The 16,808-nt window shown below is 67.2% G+C and carries 14 protein-coding genes; 5 read left to right on the top strand and 9 right to left on the bottom strand.

The annotated features are described in order from the left end of the window. Window positions 1-40 precede the first annotated feature (40 nt). Both A3CW_RS0125735 and A3CW_RS0125730 read right to left on the bottom strand, forming a co-directional pair. On the bottom strand, window positions 41-2,176 hold the full coding sequence (locus A3CW_RS0125735) for a tetratricopeptide repeat protein (RefSeq protein WP_028206127.1): 2,136 nt from the start codon (window positions 2,174-2,176) through the stop codon (window positions 41-43). Window positions 2,177-2,501: 325 nt separating this feature from the next. Further along, window positions 2,502-3,566: an alcohol dehydrogenase gene (locus tag A3CW_RS0125730; protein WP_028206126.1), complete on the bottom strand. Its 1,065-nt coding sequence runs from the start codon at window positions 3,564-3,566 to the stop codon at window positions 2,502-2,504. Window positions 3,567-3,765: 199 nt separating this feature from the next. Between A3CW_RS0125730 and A3CW_RS0125725 the strand changes: the two genes are divergently transcribed. Together A3CW_RS0125725 and A3CW_RS53400 are read left to right on the top strand one after the other, a co-directional pair. After that, window positions 3,766-4,182: a MarR family winged helix-turn-helix transcriptional regulator gene (locus A3CW_RS0125725; protein ID WP_028206125.1), complete on the top strand. Its 417-nt coding sequence runs from the start codon at window positions 3,766-3,768 to the stop codon at window positions 4,180-4,182. 88 nt (window positions 4,183-4,270) lie between these two features. Beyond that, a complete protein-coding gene (locus A3CW_RS53400; RefSeq protein ID WP_028206124.1) occupies window positions 4,271-4,420 on the top strand; it encodes a hypothetical protein in 150 nt (49 codons plus the stop codon). A 51-nt stretch (window positions 4,421-4,471) separates the two neighbouring features. On the opposite strand, the gene zwf is transcribed toward A3CW_RS53400, so the two are convergent. Continuing rightward, on the bottom strand, window positions 4,472-5,947 hold the full coding sequence (gene zwf / locus A3CW_RS0125715) for a glucose-6-phosphate dehydrogenase (protein ID WP_028206123.1): 1,476 nt from the start codon (window positions 5,945-5,947) through the stop codon (window positions 4,472-4,474). A gap of 227 nt (window positions 5,948-6,174) precedes the next feature. Beyond that, on the bottom strand, window positions 6,175-7,500 hold the full coding sequence (locus A3CW_RS0125710) for an Nramp family divalent metal transporter (protein ID WP_028206122.1): 1,326 nt from the start codon (window positions 7,498-7,500) through the stop codon (window positions 6,175-6,177). A gap of 237 nt (window positions 7,501-7,737) precedes the next feature. On the opposite strand from A3CW_RS0125710, the gene A3CW_RS0125705 reads away from it, so the two are divergent. The 3 genes from A3CW_RS0125705 (at window position 7,738) to A3CW_RS0125695 (ending at window position 11,034) form a co-directional block, all read left to right on the top strand. Continuing rightward, the gene (locus A3CW_RS0125705) at window positions 7,738-8,724 is read left to right on the top strand and encodes a YVTN family beta-propeller repeat protein (protein ID WP_028206121.1); all 987 of its coding nucleotides are present in this window, start codon (window positions 7,738-7,740) and stop codon (window positions 8,722-8,724) included. A 13-nt stretch (window positions 8,725-8,737) separates the two neighbouring features. Next, a complete protein-coding gene (locus A3CW_RS0125700) occupies window positions 8,738-9,745 on the top strand; it encodes a sterol desaturase family protein (RefSeq protein ID WP_028206120.1) in 1,008 nt (335 codons plus the stop codon). Window positions 9,746-9,912: 167 nt separating this feature from the next. Then, window positions 9,913-11,034 (top strand): 3-deoxy-7-phosphoheptulonate synthase, encoded by a 1,122-nt coding sequence (locus tag A3CW_RS0125695; protein ID WP_028206119.1) that lies wholly within the window; start codon window positions 9,913-9,915, stop codon window positions 11,032-11,034. Window positions 11,035-11,039: 5 nt separating this feature from the next. Here A3CW_RS0125695 and A3CW_RS0125690 read toward each other — a convergent pair whose 3' ends face one another. The 5 genes from A3CW_RS0125690 to A3CW_RS0125670 form a co-directional block, all read right to left on the bottom strand. Beyond that, window positions 11,040-11,699: a DUF2894 domain-containing protein gene (locus A3CW_RS0125690; RefSeq protein WP_081771808.1), complete on the bottom strand. Its 660-nt coding sequence runs from the start codon at window positions 11,697-11,699 to the stop codon at window positions 11,040-11,042. Further along, window positions 11,689-12,336 carry an OmpA family protein gene (locus tag A3CW_RS0125685; RefSeq protein ID WP_028206117.1) on the bottom strand — a complete coding sequence of 216 codons (648 nt, stop codon included), beginning with the start codon at window positions 12,334-12,336 and terminating at the stop codon, window positions 11,689-11,691. The genes A3CW_RS0125690 and A3CW_RS0125685 overlap by 11 nt, the downstream gene beginning before the upstream one ends. Further along, window positions 12,333-15,212, bottom strand: coding sequence for a DUF802 domain-containing protein (locus tag A3CW_RS0125680; protein WP_028206116.1), 2,880 nt, complete (start codon window positions 15,210-15,212; stop codon window positions 12,333-12,335). Before A3CW_RS0125680 ends, A3CW_RS0125685 begins: the two co-directional genes overlap by 4 nt. Window positions 15,213-15,234: 22 nt before the next feature. Next, window positions 15,235-15,945, bottom strand: coding sequence for a DUF3348 domain-containing protein (locus tag A3CW_RS0125675; protein ID WP_028206115.1), 711 nt, complete (start codon window positions 15,943-15,945; stop codon window positions 15,235-15,237). A gap of 162 nt (window positions 15,946-16,107) precedes the next feature. Beyond that, window positions 16,108-16,758 carry a DsbA family oxidoreductase gene (locus A3CW_RS0125670; protein ID WP_028206114.1) on the bottom strand — a complete coding sequence of 217 codons (651 nt, stop codon included), beginning with the start codon at window positions 16,756-16,758 and terminating at the stop codon, window positions 16,108-16,110. Window positions 16,759-16,808: the final 50 nt, after the last annotated feature.

Raw genomic sequence — 16,808 nt, 5'->3', positions numbered from 1 at the left:
GCGCGAGCGCCTCTCTCATCTCCCGAAATCCCGCGAATCTTCAAATCCCGAAGCGCTCCGCGCACGCCGTGCGCACGCGCTCCACAACGGCGCTCCACGCTTCGTTCATGCGCTGGCGGAACAGGCGCATCGTGCCGGGGTACCACGGCGAATCTTCGCGCTCGTGCATCCAGCGCCAGTCAAGGTCGTGCTGCGGCAGCAGCACCCAGCACGGCTTGCCGAGCGACGCCACCAGATGCGCCGTGGACGTATCCACGCAAATCACGAGATCGAGCTGCGCGATGATCGCCGCGGTATCGACGAAATCGCGCACGTCGCTGCCGAGGTGCAGCAGCGGCAGGCTCGCAGGCGGATTCTGCGCCTCGTCTTCTCCCTGTCCTTTTTGCAGGCTTACGAACTGCACGCCCGGCAGGTTCCACAGCGGCGCGAGCGCGGCAAGCGAGGGCAGCGAGCGGTGCGCGTCGTTGAAATGCTTCGGGTTGCCCTTCCAGACGATGCCGATGCGCGGGCCCGGCGCGAGCGTGGCGAGGCGCGCGCCCCAGTGCTCGACGAGCGCGGGCTCGGGCGTATGGACGAGCGGCGCGGGGATCGTCTCGATCGTCGTGCCCAGGCGGTGCGGCACGCTGATCGGGCTCGCCCAGTAGTCGAACTGGCCGGCTGCCGCCGCGCCGGCTTCATGGCCGAGCACGGCGTCGATGCCGTCCACGCCGCGAAAGAGCCGCTGCAGGGGCGGCTGGCAGGCGAAGGCGATGTGCGCCGCGCCCTGCGCCTTGAGTACGCGCGCATAGCGGCCGAATTGCAGCATGTCGCCGAGGCCGTCTTCCTGCCACAGCAGCAGCGCTTTGCCGGCGAGCGGTTCGCCCCGCCAGGCGGGACATTGCAGCAGACGCTGCGTCGCGTGATGCACGAAGCCGGGCATGGTGTAGCGGCATTCGTAGCGCGCGAAGCCTTCTTCGAAGCGGCCCATGCTGATGAGCAGCGTGGCGAGACGGAATTTCGCATCGCCGTATTCCGGGTTCGCGTCGAGCGCTCGGCGGTAGCCGGCCTCCGCTTCGTCGAGCCGGCCGTATTCCTTGTGCAGGCTCGCGAGATTGAAGTGCGCCTCGGCGAAATCGGGCCGCACGGCCACGGCTTCGTGGAGCACCTCGAGCGCTTCGGCGCGGCGCCCGAGCGCCATCAGCACACAGGCGAGATTGTTATAGGCCTCGACGCGGCCCGGCATGCGGCGCAGCGTCTCGCGATACGCCGCCTCGGCCTCGGGCAGCCGCTCGAGCGTATGCAGCGCGACGCCGAGGTTGTACTGCGCTTCCGCGTGGTTCGGCGCGAGTGCGAGCGTCTGGCGAAACGCCACCTCCGCCTCGGGCACGCGCTTGAGGTCGGTGAGCACGCAACCGAGGTTGTTCAGCGCATCGATGAAATTGGGGCGAATCTGCAGCGCGAGGCGAACCGCGAGTTCCGCTTCGGTGAGCTTGCCGGACGCCTTGAGCAGTGTGGCGAGATTGTTGAGCGCTTCCGGATACTGCGGGTGGATCAGCAGGGCCTGGCGAAAGGCCTCGGCGGCTTCGTCGCCGCGCGCCTGGTCCCGCAGCAGTGTGCCCAGCGCGTTGTACGCCTTCGCATGGCGCGCATTCGCGGCGATGGCGCCGCGAAACGCGCTTTCGGCTTCTGCGTGGCGGCCTTGTCCCTGCACCAGGAGGCCGAGGTTGTAGTGGGCGTCGGCGTGAGCCGGGCAGTCCGCGAGCACGGCGCGAAAGGCAGCTTCCGCTTCGGCGTGGCGCGTCTGGCGCTGCAGGACGACGCCCAGGTTGCTGCGTGCGTCGGCGTCGGCGGGCGCGAGGCTCAGCAGCCGTTCATAGAGCGCCTGGGCTTGATCGAGGACGCCGAGCGCCGCAAAGAGTGCGGCGAGGCCGCTGTACGCCTGCGCGAAGTCGGGCTTTGCCGCGAGGCAGCGCTGCCACAACGCCTGGGCGCGCGCCGCGTCGCCCGTGCCCATCGCGCTCAGGGCCGCGAGATTGAGCGCCGGCGCGAGCGCGGCGTCGTCCGTTGCCCCGGGTTGGCCGCCGACATGCGGTTCGAGCAACGCGAGCGCGTCGGCGAAGCGGTGCGCTTCGCAGTGCGCATTGGCTTCGCGCAGGATGTCGTCGGGGGCGGGCGCGAGGGGCGTCGAAATGGTCACAGTGAAAATCGTAAGAGACGGGGGGCGGCGCGTGGGCGACACGGACAATGCGGCAGTGTCGAGATTACGACAGCTCGTGCTCAGTCAACGGCGCGAATTGAGCGCATCCGGTGCGCTTATTCGGGCAATAAGCGCATCCGGCCCGCAAAAGCTTGCAGATTGCTTGCAAAACGGGGCGAGCGCCGTGGATAGGCGCGTAAGCGTTTTAAGCGCTTGCGCGCGGAGAAGGGGGATCGTCGCCGTGAACCGATCTCCCCGATTGATTCGAATTCCGAACGATTCGTCATCGCGCGCGGCCGGACCGGGCCGCGCGCGATGAAGCGCATCAGGGCACCAGTATTTGCCGCCCGACCACCAGGCCCTGCACGAGCGCTTCGAACGCCTCGTTGATTTCCGTGAGCGGCCGCACAGAGACCGGCGAGGGCTGCATCTTGCCTTCGCGCATCAGCGTCACGAGTTCGCGCAGCTCGGGCAGTGTGCCCACGTAGCTGCCCTCGATCTTCAGCGGCCGCATCGGGATGATGGGCAGCGAGAGCGTGAGGTCGCCGCCCATCAGCCCGACGATCACCACGTGGCCGCCGCGTGCGCAGGAGTCGAGCGCGAGCTTGACAGTGGGTGTTGCGCCCACGAGGTCGAGCACCGCACGTGCGCCGCCGCCCGTTGCCGCGATGACCTGCTGCACGGCGTCGTCCGCGCGCGCGTCGATGGCTGCGAGCGCGCCCGCCGCCAGCGCGGCTTCGCGCTTGGCGGGGTCCACGTCCACGACGATCGCGCCTTGTGCGCCCATCGCCTTGAGCACTTCGAGCGCCATCATGCCGAGGCCGCCCGCGCCGATCACGACGACGGGGCCTTCGTGGATGCGCGCGCCGAACTTCTTCACGGCCGAATACGTCGTCACGCCCGCGCAGGCGAGCGGCGCGGCCTTCACGGGATCGAGGCCGGCGAGATCCACGAGATAGCGCGGATGCGGCACGATCACGTAATCGGCAAAGCCGCCGTCACGCAACACGCCGAGCGACTGTGGCTTCGCGCAGATATTTTCTTCGCTGCGCTGGCAGGCCGCGCATTCGCCGCAGCCGATCCACGGATGCGCGACTGCAGCCGTGCCCGCCGCGAGCGCCTCCGGCGCGCCTTGCGCGTCGGGGCCGAGCGCCACGACCTCGCCGCAGATTTCATGGCTCGGCGTGAGCGGCAGCTTGATGCCGCGGTCGGCGAGCGAGAGCTTCTTGCCGCCGCCCAGGTCGTAATAGCCTTCCCAGATGTGCAGATCGGAATGGCACAGGCCCGCGGCCTTCACGCGCAGCAATACCTCCGTGCCTTTGGGCTCGGGCACGTCGCGCTCGACCAGTTCGAGCGGCTTGCCGTGATGGATAACGCAGTAACAGCGCATTTGCATCGATGTCTCCGTGAGTGTTGTGTACGGCGGGACTCAGCCAGGCGATTGCGGCGTCTTCGCATCATAGCCGATGCGATATAAATTCGTCCGGTCGTTCTATTTTTGCTGCTGTGCGCTTGATTGGTCAGCAGGCAGACGTGTGCATTCGGTGCATATCGTTGCATAGCTAACTATATTGGGTTACCCTGTGCGCATGTTCGATCATTGCCTTTATTTCAACACCACGGCGCTCGCGCGGCGCCTCGAGCGCGAATGGGCGCAAGCCTTCGAGCGCTTCGAGCTAACGCCGCCGCAGGGGTTCATGTTGCGCGCCGTGCTGGAGCGTCCCGGTTTGCCGCAGCGCGAACTGGCCGATCTGCTGTCCATCGCGCGGCCCACGGCCACGCGCGTGCTCGACGGCCTGGAGGCGCGCGGCTACGTGGAGCGCCAGCGCACGGAGGGCGACGGCCGCGAAGTGGCGATCGTGCCCACCGCGCAGGCCGTGGCGATTCGCGAGGCGCTCAATGCCGCGAGCGCGACGGTCGCGAGCCGCCTGAAGCGCACGCTCGGCGGGGAGGCGTTCGTGGATACGGTCTCGCGCCTGCGCACGGCGCGGGCCACGTTGGGCTGATGGTGGGGTGGTGGTGGGCTGAAAGCGCGCGGCACGTCTTATGCGCAGCCACGCTTCAGAAGGGCATTAAAGAGTAGGGAGTGGCATCATGCGGCGCATCGGCGCTTTCTGTCTTTCAACCTGGCTTGCGGCCGCGGTTCTTTTTTTCGGGCGCCATTCGGTGCCGTTGATCGCACTCAGCGGTGTGATCGTGTTCGCCGGCTTCGACCTTTTTCGCCCTGATTCGGCCGACCAGTAAAGCCATGCTGCGAGCGCCCCGCATGCGGCGCGGCGCTCGCGGTCCTTCACATTACATCTCTTCGGCCCACGACATGTTTTCGCGCGCGAGCAGCGCCGACGATGCCGCCGGCCCGAACGTGCCTGCCGTGTAAGTGCGCGGGCGGTCGTTCAGTTCCTTCCAGCCGTTCAGAATCGGCTCGACCCACGTCCATGCGGCTTCCAGTTCGTCGCGGCGCATGAAGTGCGTGAGGCGGCCGCGGATCACGTCGATCAGCAGGCGCTCATAGGCCTCGGCGCGGCGCTCGGGAATGGCCTGCTGCAGATCGAGATTCAGGCTCACGGGCAGCATGTTCATGCCGCTGCCCGGCTCCTTCGCGAGCATCTGCAGCTGGATCGACTCTTCCGGCTGAAGCTGGATCACGAGACGGTTGCCGTAATGGCGCGGGCCGCTCGGGAAGATCGAGAACGGCAGGTCCGCGAATTCGATCACGATTTCCGACTGGCGGTTCTGCATGCGCTTGCCCGTGCGCAGGAAGAACGGCACGTTGGCCCAGCGCCAGTTGTTGATGTGCGCGCGCAGCGACACGAACGTTTCCGCCTTGCTGTCGGGCGGCACGTTGTCTTCCTGCAGATAACCCTTCACCGGCTGGCCGTCCACGGCGCCCGCCGCGTACTGGCCGCGCACGGTGTCGCGCGCGATATCGGCGAGCGACATCGGGCGCAGCGAGCGCAGCACCTTGAGCTTCTCGTCGCGCACGGCGTCCGGGTCGAGCGAGACGGGCGGCTCCATCGCCACGATGCACAGCAGTTGCAGCAAGTGGTTCTGGACCATGTCGCGCAGCGCGCCCGTGTGATCGTAGAAGCCCGCGCGGCTGCCCACGCCCACCGTTTCCGCCACCGTGATCTGCACGCTGCGGATGTACGGCGCCTGCCACAGCGGCCCGAAGATCGGATTGCCGAAGCGCAGCACCATCAGGTTCTGCACCGTTTCCTTGCCCAGATAGTGGTCGATCCGGTAGATCTGCGATTCGGCGAAATGCCGGCCCACCGACTCGTTGATGTCCTGCGCCGAGGCGAGGTCGTGGCCGAGCGGCTTTTCGAGCACCACGCGCGAGCTGCCGTCGATCAGACCGCCCGCCGTGAGGTTGTCGCAAATCGTCGTGAACAGTTCCGGCGAAGTCGAGAGATAGAACACGCGCAGCGCATGCTCGCGCGACGCCGCCTTCAGGTTCGCGTAATTGACGGGATCGTTCACGTCGATGATCACGTACTGGAACAGGTTCAGATAGCGGTCCCACGCTTGCGCGTCGAACGCTTTCGCGTCGATGAACGGACGCGACTGCTCTTCCATGAACTTGCGATAGTCGTCGATCGTCCAGTTCTTGCGGCCCACGGCGATGATGCGCGTTTCCGGCGGCAGGTTGCCGTGCAGGTGCGCCATGTAGAGCGCGGGCAGTAGTTTGCGCGCGGCCAGGTCGCCTCCGCCGCCGAAAATAATCATGTCGACGGGCTGTTCGGGCAAGGCTTGGGCAGGCTGATTCGTCATGGCAGGTCGGAGGTGACGCGCGCGTGGGCAACGTTGTTGAGCACGACCGCTAGCGCGCGGTTGCAAAACCCGCACCCGTCGCAAGAGCGGGGCGCGGCGAAAACGCTAATGGTGCATGGTTTCGCGCGAGTTTGCACGCATGGCGCGAACGAGGCGTTGCGCGCGACTTCTTCGGCGATAAACCGACCGGCCGTTCATCCATGCATCGACTGGCATTGCGCTGATCTTTACCCGAGCCCCGGCACCGCCACGCCGAACGTCGTGAGCACCAGCACGACATTGAGCGAGAGCACCGCGAACGCGCCCGCCACGGCCCCTGCCGCCGTGAGTGTGCGATTGCGATGAGGCCCCATCACGTCGCGGCGGCACGTGAACCACACGAGCGCGGCCATCGGGACCGGCAACGCGAGGCTCAGCACGACCTGGCTCATGACGAGCGCGTCGGTGGCGTTCACGCCCAGCGCCACCACGATGAAACTCGGCACCATCGTCAGCGCGCGGCGCAGCCACAGCGGAATGCGGAAGTTCACGAAGCCCTGCATGATCATCTGCCCCGCGAGCGTGCCGACCACCGAACTCGAAATGCCCGAGGCGATCAGCGAGACGAGGAAGATGCTGGCGGCCGCCGCGCCCAGCAGCGGCGCGAGCGTGCGGTAGGCGGTCTCGATTTCGGCGACATCCGCGTAGCCCTGGTGGAACGCGCCGGAGGCCATGACCACCATCGCCATGTTGATGAGCCCGGCCACCGTAAGCGCGACCACGACCTCGACGTTAGAAAACTTCACGAGGCGTTTGCGCTCGGCGTCGTTGCGCGCGAGCACCCGCGCCTGGGTGAGCCCCGAGTGCAGAAAGAGTGCATGCGGCATGACCGTTGCGCCAATGATGCCCACCGCGATCGTCACGGCTTGCGCGTCGGGCAGGCGCGGCGTGGCGAGGTGGCGCAGCACGCTCTGCCACTCGATCGGCGTAATGAAAAGCTCCAGAACATAGCAAATGCCGATCACGCCCACGAGCGCGCCGATCAGCAGTTCGAGCGGCCGGAAGCCCGCGCGTTCGAGAAACAGCAGCGCGTAGGTCACGATGGCTGTCACCGCCATGCCGGCGAGCAGCGGCAAATGAAAGAGCAGCGCAAGGCCGATCGCGCCGCCGAGGAATTCGGCGAGATCGGTGGCCATGGCCGCGATCTCGCTCACGATCCACATGAGCCACACGAGCGGCGCGGGCAGGCTGTCGCGGCACAGTTCGGCGAGATTGCGCCCGGTGGCGATGCCGAGTTTCGCGGAAAGCCCCTGAAACAGCATGGCGATGACGTTGGCGAGCAGCACGACCCATAGCAGCGCGTAGCCGTAGCGGGCACCGGCCTGGATGTTGGTCGCGATATTGCCGGGGTCGATATAGGCCACCGAGACGACCACGGCCGGACCCGCGAGCGGCAGCAGAAGGGCGACGCCGCGGCGGCGTCCTTCGAGCGCTTCGCGCACCGCGGCGGCCGTGTTGCGGGTGAGGCCGTCGGGGGCGCGCTGCGCCTCGTCATCGCGGGTCCGATGATCCATGCAACTTCTCGCGCAATCCGGGGTCTGTAGGCGCAGCCCATCGCCCTATGGCACGCATCGAACATTTGCGAATACGTTGAAAGTGCGTCATCGGAATCGGGCCCTCACGCGTTAAGCAGGCAATCCGCGCGCCTGCCTTGGCACTATCTCAGCACAAACCGGCGCGGCGCGCCTTCGCTGCTCTCTTTCCCTTACGAAATGCCTGAATTCCCGATCTTTTCGTTTACACCGGCTCACATGAAAAAAACGCTCGCGACTGCGCTGCTGATGAGCGGCCTCGCATGGGGCACGCTCGCCCACGCCGACGACAAGGTCATCGTGCTCGACTCGGGCGAGGCGAAGCTCACGCTCATCGACCAGGCAAGCCGCACGGTGGTCGGCACCGAGCCCACGGGCAAGGAACCGCATCACCTGATGATCACGCCCGATGGCAAGTCCCTCATCGTCGCCGATTCGGTGTCGAACGACCTGCTGTTCCTCGACCCGCATACGGGGCAGATACAGCGCCGCCTCGAAGGCATTGAAGATCCGTATCAGCTTGGCTTCTCGCCCGACCACAAATGGTTCGTGACCGCGGGCCTGCGGCTCGACCGCGTGGACGTCTATCACTACGACGGCCAGAACCTCACGATCGCCAAGCGCATTCCGCTCGGGAAAACGCCGAGCCACATCACGTTCGCCTCCGACAACAAGACGGCGTTCGTCACGCTGCAGGACACGGGCGAAGTGGCCGCCATCGACCTGCCGACGCAAACGGTGCTCTGGAAGCTGCCAGTGGGCAACACGCCCGCCGGCCTGTGGATGACCCCGGGCGACAAGTACCTGCTGGTGGGCATGACGGGCGAGGACAACGTGGCCGTGGTGGACTGGCACAACCGCACGGTCGTGAAAAAGATCCAGACCGGCCGCGGCGCGCATAACTTCCGCAACCTGGACGATGGCAAACATATCGCCGTGTCGAATCGCGTGGAGAGCACGATCAGCATTCTCGACTACACGACGCTCACGAAAGTCGCCGACATCACGGGCCTGCGCCCAGGTCCCGACGACATGGAACTTTCGGCGGACAAGCGTTACCTTTGGGTGACGTTCCGTTTCGCGAAGCATGTGGGCATCATCGACCTGAACACGCGCAAGCTGATCGATACGATCGCAGTGGGCCGCTCGCCGCACGGCATCTACTTCGCGAACAGCGCGCCGGTATACGCGCCGAACCCGGATTGATTGGGGAGTCCCGATGCTCGATACGCTGATTTCGCAGGCCGACAACCTCGTTTCGTGGCTGCAGACGCTCGTCTACGTGGACGTGGTGCAGCCGATCTTCTACAAGGTCGGCCTGATGGGCTACGACGAGGACACCTATGACGCGCTCTACTGGGTGATCGTCGGCGTGCTGCAGATCTGCGCCTCGTATGTGCTGCTGCGCCCGCTCGAAGCGCTGCGGCCCGCGGAAGACTGGGGCAATCGCCGCGCGCTGCGCGCCGACGTCTGGTACACGTGGATCGCGAAACTCGGCATTCTGAACATCGCGTTCTTCTTTCTGCTCACGCCATTGTTCAATCACTGGCAGAGCCTGATGGCGATCTACAGCGTGCCGAACATCGACGTGGATAGCCTCTGGCCCGGCGTCACCGACAAGCCGATCGTCTCGTTCCTGATCTACTTCGTCGTGCTCGACTTTGCGGGGTACTGGTATCACCGCTGGCAGCATCGCTTCGGCGTCTGGTGGGAACTGCACGCGGTTCACCACAGCCAGCAGCAGATGTCGTTGTGGTGCGACGACCGCAACCACTTCCTCGACGACATCATCAACGCGGCGTTCTTCGCGGCCTTGTCGCTCTTCATCGGCGTGCAGCCCTCACAGTATGTTGTGCTCGTCGCGGTGGGCAACTTCATGCAGAGCGTGCAGCACGTCAACGCACGGCTGCCGTTCGGCTGGCTGCTCGAGCGCATCGTCGTGAGCCCGGCCTTCCATCGCCGCCACCACGCGGTGGGCTACGGCCACGAAGGCACGCGCTACGGCTGCAACTTCGGCGTGGTGTTTCCGTGGTGGGACGTGATGTTCCGCACGGCGTCGTGGAACAAGGAACATGAGCCTACCGGCATTCGCGACCAGTTGCCCGCGCCGAATGGCCGAGGCGCGAACTATGGCGAAGGCCTGCTCGCGCAGCAGTGGTTTGCGCTCGTGCGCATCGCGCGGCGCCTCGCGGGCAAGGGGTATCCGCTGGGGGACGCGGCGCGCTGAGCTTCGCGGCGTTCGTTGTGGTTCCTCATGCGAGGCGGTCTGCGGGCCGCCTCGTTTCGTTTCAGGATGACGTTTCGGGATGCCGCCGGCGCACCGGATGCGATAATCGCGCATTCATCCCCCACACATGCATGATGCGCGCGTCAAAAGCGCAGTTGGAGAACATCTTGAGCCGTATCGACAATCCGCAGCACGACCAGGAAGTCGGCGTGGCCGACGCCACCCAGGACACGACCCGCATCGACGACACGCGCATCGGCGCCGTGCGGCCGCTCATCTCGCCCGCGCTGCTGCTCGACGAGCTGCCGGTGCCGCAGGAGACGCAAACGCTCGTCGAAACGAGCCGCGGCGAGATCGCCGAAGTGCTCGCGCAGCGCGACGACCGGCTCGTGGTGGTGGTGGGCCCGTGCTCGATCCACGACCACGACCAGGCGATCGAATACGCGAAGCTGCTCAAGGCGAAGGCCGATACGCTCGAGGACGACCTGCTGATCGTCATGCGCGTGTACTTCGAGAAGCCGCGCACCACGGTGGGTTGGAAGGGCTATATCAACGACCCGCGTCTGGATGGCAGCTTCCGCATCAACGAGGGCCTGCGCGCCGCGCGCCAGCTGCTGCTCGACATCAACGCGCTCGGCCTGCCCACGGCCACGGAATTCCTCGATCTGCTGAGCCCGCAATTCATCGCCGACCTCGTGGCGTGGGGCGCGATCGGCGCGCGCACGACCGAAAGCCAGAGCCACCGGCAGCTCGCCTCCGGCCTCTCGTGCCCAATCGGCTTCAAGAACGGCACCGACGGCGGCGTGCAGGTGGCCGCCGACGCCATCGTCGCGGCGCGCGCGAGCCATGCGTTCATGGGCATGACGAAGATGGGCATGGCCGCGATCTTCGAAACGCGCGGCAACGACGACTGCCACGTGATCCTGCGCGGCGGCAAGAGCGGGCCGAATTACGATGCGGCTTCCGTGGCGGCGTGCTGCGCGTCGCTCGCGAAGGCGGGGCTGCGCGAACAGGTCATGATCGACTGCTCGCACGCGAACTCGAACAAGGCGCATCAGCGCCAGATCGACGTGGCGCGCGATATCGGCGAGCAGCTGGCGGGCGGCGACAAACGCATTGTCGGCGTGATGATCGAGAGCCATCTCGAAGAGGGGCGCCAGGACCAGAAGCCGGGCGTGCCGCTCAAGCGCGGCGTGTCGATCACCGACGCGTGCATCAGCTGGGCGCAGACGGCGCCGGTGCTGGACGGGCTGGCGCAGGCGGTGCGGGAGCGCCGCAAGGCGGGGTGAGGGCGCTAGCGCCCCTTGCGCGCCCCTTTCTTCGCTGACGTTGCCCGCGGCGCCTCTTTCACCGGCGCCGCAACTCCCACACTCGCATTCAACTGCTCGAGCCACGAAAGCGCATCGGCATAGGCGAGAAATTGCTGCAGATACCCCGGCGACACTTCGCGCATGAGCGAGAGCGCGCGATGCACGAGGCTGCTCGAATTGAGCGGCCCCGCGTTTCTGGGCACCTGGTCCAGCGACTGCCGCAACTGCTTTTCTGAGCGCACGCGCGACCACGTCTGCCGGAAGTATTCGACCAGCTCCGGGTCTGGCTCGTGCCGCACGCGCGTCGCCGGTTGTGCCGGTTCCGCACGCGCGAGCGAATCGACGAGGCGGCCCAGTTCGCTTCTCGCCGTCTCGTCGCCGAGCCTGTGCGTGATGTTCGATGTCTCGCGCGCGAGGTCGTCGGCGAAGGCGTCGAGCAGTTGTGCGAGGCGCGCGTCGATGAGCTGGCGCGCTTCGCCCGCGTGTGCGGCGGCGCGGCGCTCCAGCGCCTCGATGAAGTGAAAGCGCACCGGGTCGAGCTGGTCCGCGCCGCGGGCGCGCCAGGCGTCGAGCAGGGCGCGGGCGTCCGGCGCGGCGGCTTGTGCGGCTGCTTGCGAGAACCGCGGGCCCGCATCATTGACCATGCTTGCCCTCGCCGACGGTCGGCCGCGGCACCGGCGCGATCTCCACGCGGCGGTTCTTCGCGCGGCCGGCCTCGTCGGTGTTGGCGCTCACCGGCTGCTCGGAGCCGAACGCCGCCGCGAACACCGACGACGCGGGAACGCCGGCGTCGATGAACGAGCGCGTGACCGTCAGCGCGCGTTCGGCCGAAAGCTCCCAGTTGTCGGCGAAGCGGCGGTTGCCTGCGTGCACTTGCTGGTCGTCGGCGAATCCGCTCACCATCAGGATTTCGTCGCGGCTCTTCAGATACGCCGTGAGCGGCCCGGCGAGGCTCTTGAGCAGATCGCGGCCTTGCGGCGTCAACTGGTCCGAGTTCAGCGCGAACAGCACGCTGCCGCTAATGCCGATGCGTCCGTTCACGAGCGTCACGCGCCCCGCCGCGAGCGGGCCCGCGAGCGCCTCTTCGAGCGTCTTGCGGCGCTCGGTTTCTGCCTTGCGCTGCTTCACCTCGTTCGCGAGCCGGCTCGACAGTTCGAGCTGCATGCCGACCACGCCCACGAGGATCAGCAGGAACGCGCCCAGCAGCACCGACATCAGGTCGGCGAACGCGGGCCAGACCGGCGCAGCGGGGGCCGCGCCGCCGTCGATTTCGTCGTTCATGCCGCGTCCGCTCCGGCAGTGGCGCGCTGGTTCGCGAGCTGCTGCAGGTTCTCGACGATCTGCTTCTGCGACAGCATGCTCAGGTCGATGACCTCACGCGCCTGCGCCACGTAGTAGGCGAGCTGGTCGTCGCTGCGCGCGAGCGACTTGTCGAGCGCGGCCTCGATGCGCTCCAGATGCGCCACGAGCTTGTCGTTCGATTCGCCGAACACGCTCACGGCTGCGCCGAACGCGTCGCCGAGGCTCGCCACTTCCACGGCGCTGCCGCTCACCTGCGCGGCGATCGCGCCGAGCTTGCCGCTCCCGGCTTCGACGTTCGCGCTGAACTGGCCGCCCACGCGCTCGAGCAGATCCGACGACGTGGCGACGAGCGCGTCGATCGCCGAGCGCTGCTCGGTCGAGGCGCGGTTTACGGCGTCGAGCAGCGTTTCGAGCGTGGCGAGCAGACGGTTGCGCTCGTCGAGCATCGCGGTGTCGCGGACCATGCTGTCCGAGAGTTTCTGGCGCAGCTCGGCGATGACTTCGGCTGCCGCCTGCGGCGCGACCGATGCAGCCTGCACGAGGCTGCCGATTTCGGCGATCGTGCTGGCGTTATGGGCCTGCGATTGTGTGGTGATGTCGCTGGCGGTCTGGGCGAGCGTTGCGCAGATTTCCTGCTGGCGCTGCGCGGTGGCCGCGCTCGTGGCTTCCCATGCCTCGCGCAAGGCCGCCGACATCGTGGCAAGCGACGCGCTCCATGCTTCGAGGCGTTGCTCGTCGCGCGAGGAGATTTCCGCGTGCAGGTTCGCGGCGGCCTTCGGCGCTTGCGCAGCGGCTTCCACCAAACGATCGATCTCGGCAATCGTCTTGCTGGCGTGCTGTTGCGATTGCGCGGCGATATCGCTCGCGGTTTGCGCGAGCGTTGCGCAAATTACCTGCTGACGTTGCGCCGTGTGAGCGCTCGTTGCTTCCCACTCTTTACGCAACCCAGCGGCCATCGTTGCGAGCGATACGGTCCACGTTTCGATGCGCTGCTCGTCGCGCGCGGAGATTTCCGCGTGCAGGTTCGCTGCGGCCTTGGGAGCCTCGGCGGCTGCTTCGACCAAACGATCGATCTCGGCGATCGTCTTGCTCGCGTGCTGCTGCGACTGCGCAGCGATATCGTTCGCGGTTTGCGTGAGCGTCGCGCAGATTTCCTGCTGACGTTGCGCCGTGTGAGCGCTCGTTGCTTCCCACTCTTTACGCAACCCGGCGGCCATCGTTGCGAGCGATGCGGTCCACGTTTCGATGCGCTGCTCGTCGCGCGCGGAGATTTCCGCGTGCAGGTTTGCTGCGGCCTTCGGCGCTTCCGAAGCGGCATCGACCAGGCGATCGATCTCGGCGATCGTCTTGCTCGCGTGCTGCTGCGACTGCGCAGCGATATCGTTCGCGGTCTGCGCGAGCGTCGCGCAGATTTCCTGCTGACGTTGGGCGGAAACCGCGCTGGTCGCTTCCCATTCCGTGCGCAACGTGGCGGCCATCGCCGCAAGCGCATCGGCCCAGCTTGCGAGCCGCGCTTCGTCGCGCGCGCCGAGCTTCGTCTGCAGGTCCGCATGGGATGCATCGACCGCGCGCAGCAGCGACGCCGAGTGCTGCTCGAACGTTGCCGCCGCCGTGGCGAGCGCCTGCTGGTTGCCCGCGGCGAGCGTTTCGCCGGCACGCGCTTGCTGTTCGAGCGCGGCCTGCCACGCCTGCGACATCGTTCCCGATGCGCTCTCGAAGCGCGTCGACACGCCATCGAGCAGGCCCGAGGCACGCTGCTCGAAGCTTGCGTTGAAGCGCTCCAGCGCGCCGCCCAGGTCGGCGGCAAGCGCCTCGTTGGTCTGGCGGTGCTGCGCGAGCGCGCGGTTCCAGATCTCGGCGACGTTCGCCGTCGAGACCTCGAAGCCGCTCGCGAGCCCTTCGAGCTGTTGCTGCACCGCCTGCGTGAGCGCGCCCTGCATCGACGCCGATTCGCGCGCGAGGCCCGCCATGGTCGCTTCGACGACGGGCTGCAGCGCCGCGCCCGCGGCGCGTGCGCTTTCGGCGGCGCTCGACTTGAGCGACTGGCCCACGGAAGCCGCGAGGCGGCTCCAGGCGGCTTCGGCGTTCGCGGCAAAGGTCTGTTGGGTCGCGATCTGCTGTTCGTGCTGCGCGGCGCCCTGGCGTTCGATCAGCGTCATCAGCGCGCCAAGCTTGTCGACCAGCGCGGGCATGGCGTCGGCCTGGCGCTGCAGCAGCTTGAACGAGGCTTCGCGCTGATGAACCGGCGAGAAGGCGCGCAGCGTCGTCGCGATCTTCACGTCGAGCTGCTGCGCGGCTTCGATGCGTTCACGGCGGCAAAGCGCGGAGAGCAGGCCGAGCATCGCGGAGGTGGCCACACCCGCGATCGAAGTGCCGAACGCGAAGCCGAGGCCGTTCACCGGCGCGGCGAGCGAGGCGCGGATGGCATCGAGGTCGGTGGCGCTTTCCAGCGCCGCGCCCGTGCCCTTGAGCGTGACGACCATGCCGAGCAGCGTGCCGAGCATGCCGAGCAGCACGAGCAGGCCCGTGAGGTAGGGCGCGAGCGCCGGGCCCGGCAGGGCCACGCGTTCGCCTTCGATGCGCGCGCGCACGGCATTGCGCAGGCCCGGATGCAGCGTGTCGAGCCAGCCGGCCAGGCGCGCAGGCGGCGTGTTCAGTTGCGCGACGGCCTGCGCGAGCGTGGTCGTGGCCTGCTGGAAGCGATACAGCTCCCACGCGCCTGTGACATAGCACGCGCCGATCAGCAGCGTGACGGCGCTCGCAAGCGGGTTCGTGACCGCGTAGCCGGCGCCGATCCAGCACACGGCGGCGAGACCCACGACGAAGACAACAGGTTCAATGCGAAATCGGGACATAGCGCGGGACATAGCGTTTGGGTTAGCTGGTGCGAAGGGCGGCAAGCAGCCCCTCCACCGGTTGAAACCGAATCTCAAGTTCGGCGAGCAACACGCTCTGCATATCTTTGCGAAAGCCGGCGAGCCAGGCGTGAGGCGCGGCGCTTTCTCCGGTGCACTGCGCCGCGGCCGCGGCGCGCTGCCGCTCGAAATGCGCGCCGAGCAGCGCGGGCACGCCGGCGAGCAGGCTGCGCTCGCGCGCGCCGAGCGCCTGCTCCATCACGGCGTCCACCGTCGCGAGGCGCGCGAGCGCAGGCGCACGGGCGGCCAGCGCGGCACGCAGACGGGCGCGCAGCGTGGCGACGTCGGTCTCCATCGCCTGCTGCAGGGCGAGGTAGCGCTGGCGGAAATCCGCGAAATCGGGTTCCACATCGGCTGGCTGGCTGGCGGCCTGCGTGCGTCGTCCGTCGCGCCGCGCAGGCGCGCCTTCGCCCGCAATGGCCTTTCTCAGCGCCGCGCGCACGCGCTCGCTCTGGCTTTGTTCGGAACTGGCGCCCACGCGCGTGGCTGGCTCGCCGCCCGGCGTCTGCACGCTCAGCGCCGTTGAAAGCGCGATGGCGTCCGTCCAGCCGAGCCACTGGCTCAGTTGGTCCGAGATCGATTGCCGGGATTCGGGCACTTCGGCGTCGCCGAAGCGGGCAAGTAAGCGAACGAGCGTCGGGCCGCTCAACGCGAGGCGTTGCGGGGCTAGCACTTTTCCACCTGGGCAAAAAACCCGCTAGTTTACACGCCCGCGAGGGGGCGGCCGGCATCGGCCGTCTGCCGGGCGCCTGAACGACGGCGCGGCGGCCCGTGAAAGCGGAGTATTCGCGGGCGCGAGGCCGCGCCGCGCGGGGGCTTCAGACGCCTGAGCCGTTCAGGCCTTGGCGCTCTCGGCCAGGATTTGCTGGATCGCCTGCTCGAAGGTTTCGACGGGCTGGCCGCCGCTGACCAGATACTGCTGGTTGAAGATGATCGCCGGGACCGACTGGACACCGGCCGACTGGTATTCGTGCTCTTCGGCGCGCACTTCGTCGGCATACTGGCCACTTTCCAGGACTGCACGCGCTTTATCCGCGTCGAGCCCCACGGACTGCGCCGCCGCGACGAGCACCGCGTGGTCGCTCGTGTCCTTGCCCTCACCGTGATACGCACGCAGCAGCGCCAGCTTGAGCGGCAACTGCTTGCCCTCGATGCCGGCCCAGTGCAGCAGACGATGCGCGTCGAAGGTGTTGTAGATGTGCTCGCGCGGCCCGAACGCGAAGCCGACGCTCGCGCCGCGCTCGCGGATCATGGCCTGCGTTTCGGCGATCTGCTCGGGCGTGCGGCCGTACTTCTTGCTGAGATACTCGACCACGGATTCGCCGCCCGGGCCCATCTGCGGATTCAGTTCGAAGGGGTGCACGACGATCTGCGCATCGACGGTGTCGCGCAGCCGTTCGAGCGCGAGGTTCAGCGACGAGAGGCCGATTGCGCACCACGGGCACGCGATGTCGGAGACGAAATCGATTCTGAGCGGTTGTTTCATGGCTTTCCTGATCCGGTTGAACGCGGGGTAACTGAGGCGCGGTGCAGCGC

The sequence above is a fragment of the Paraburkholderia nodosa DSM 21604 genome, from assembly GCF_000519185.1.
GTDB classification, from domain to species: domain Bacteria; phylum Pseudomonadota; class Gammaproteobacteria; order Burkholderiales; family Burkholderiaceae; genus Paraburkholderia; species Paraburkholderia nodosa.
Note: the sequence above shows the minus strand (reverse complement) of the source record. Positions and strands in the feature narration are given on the sequence as shown.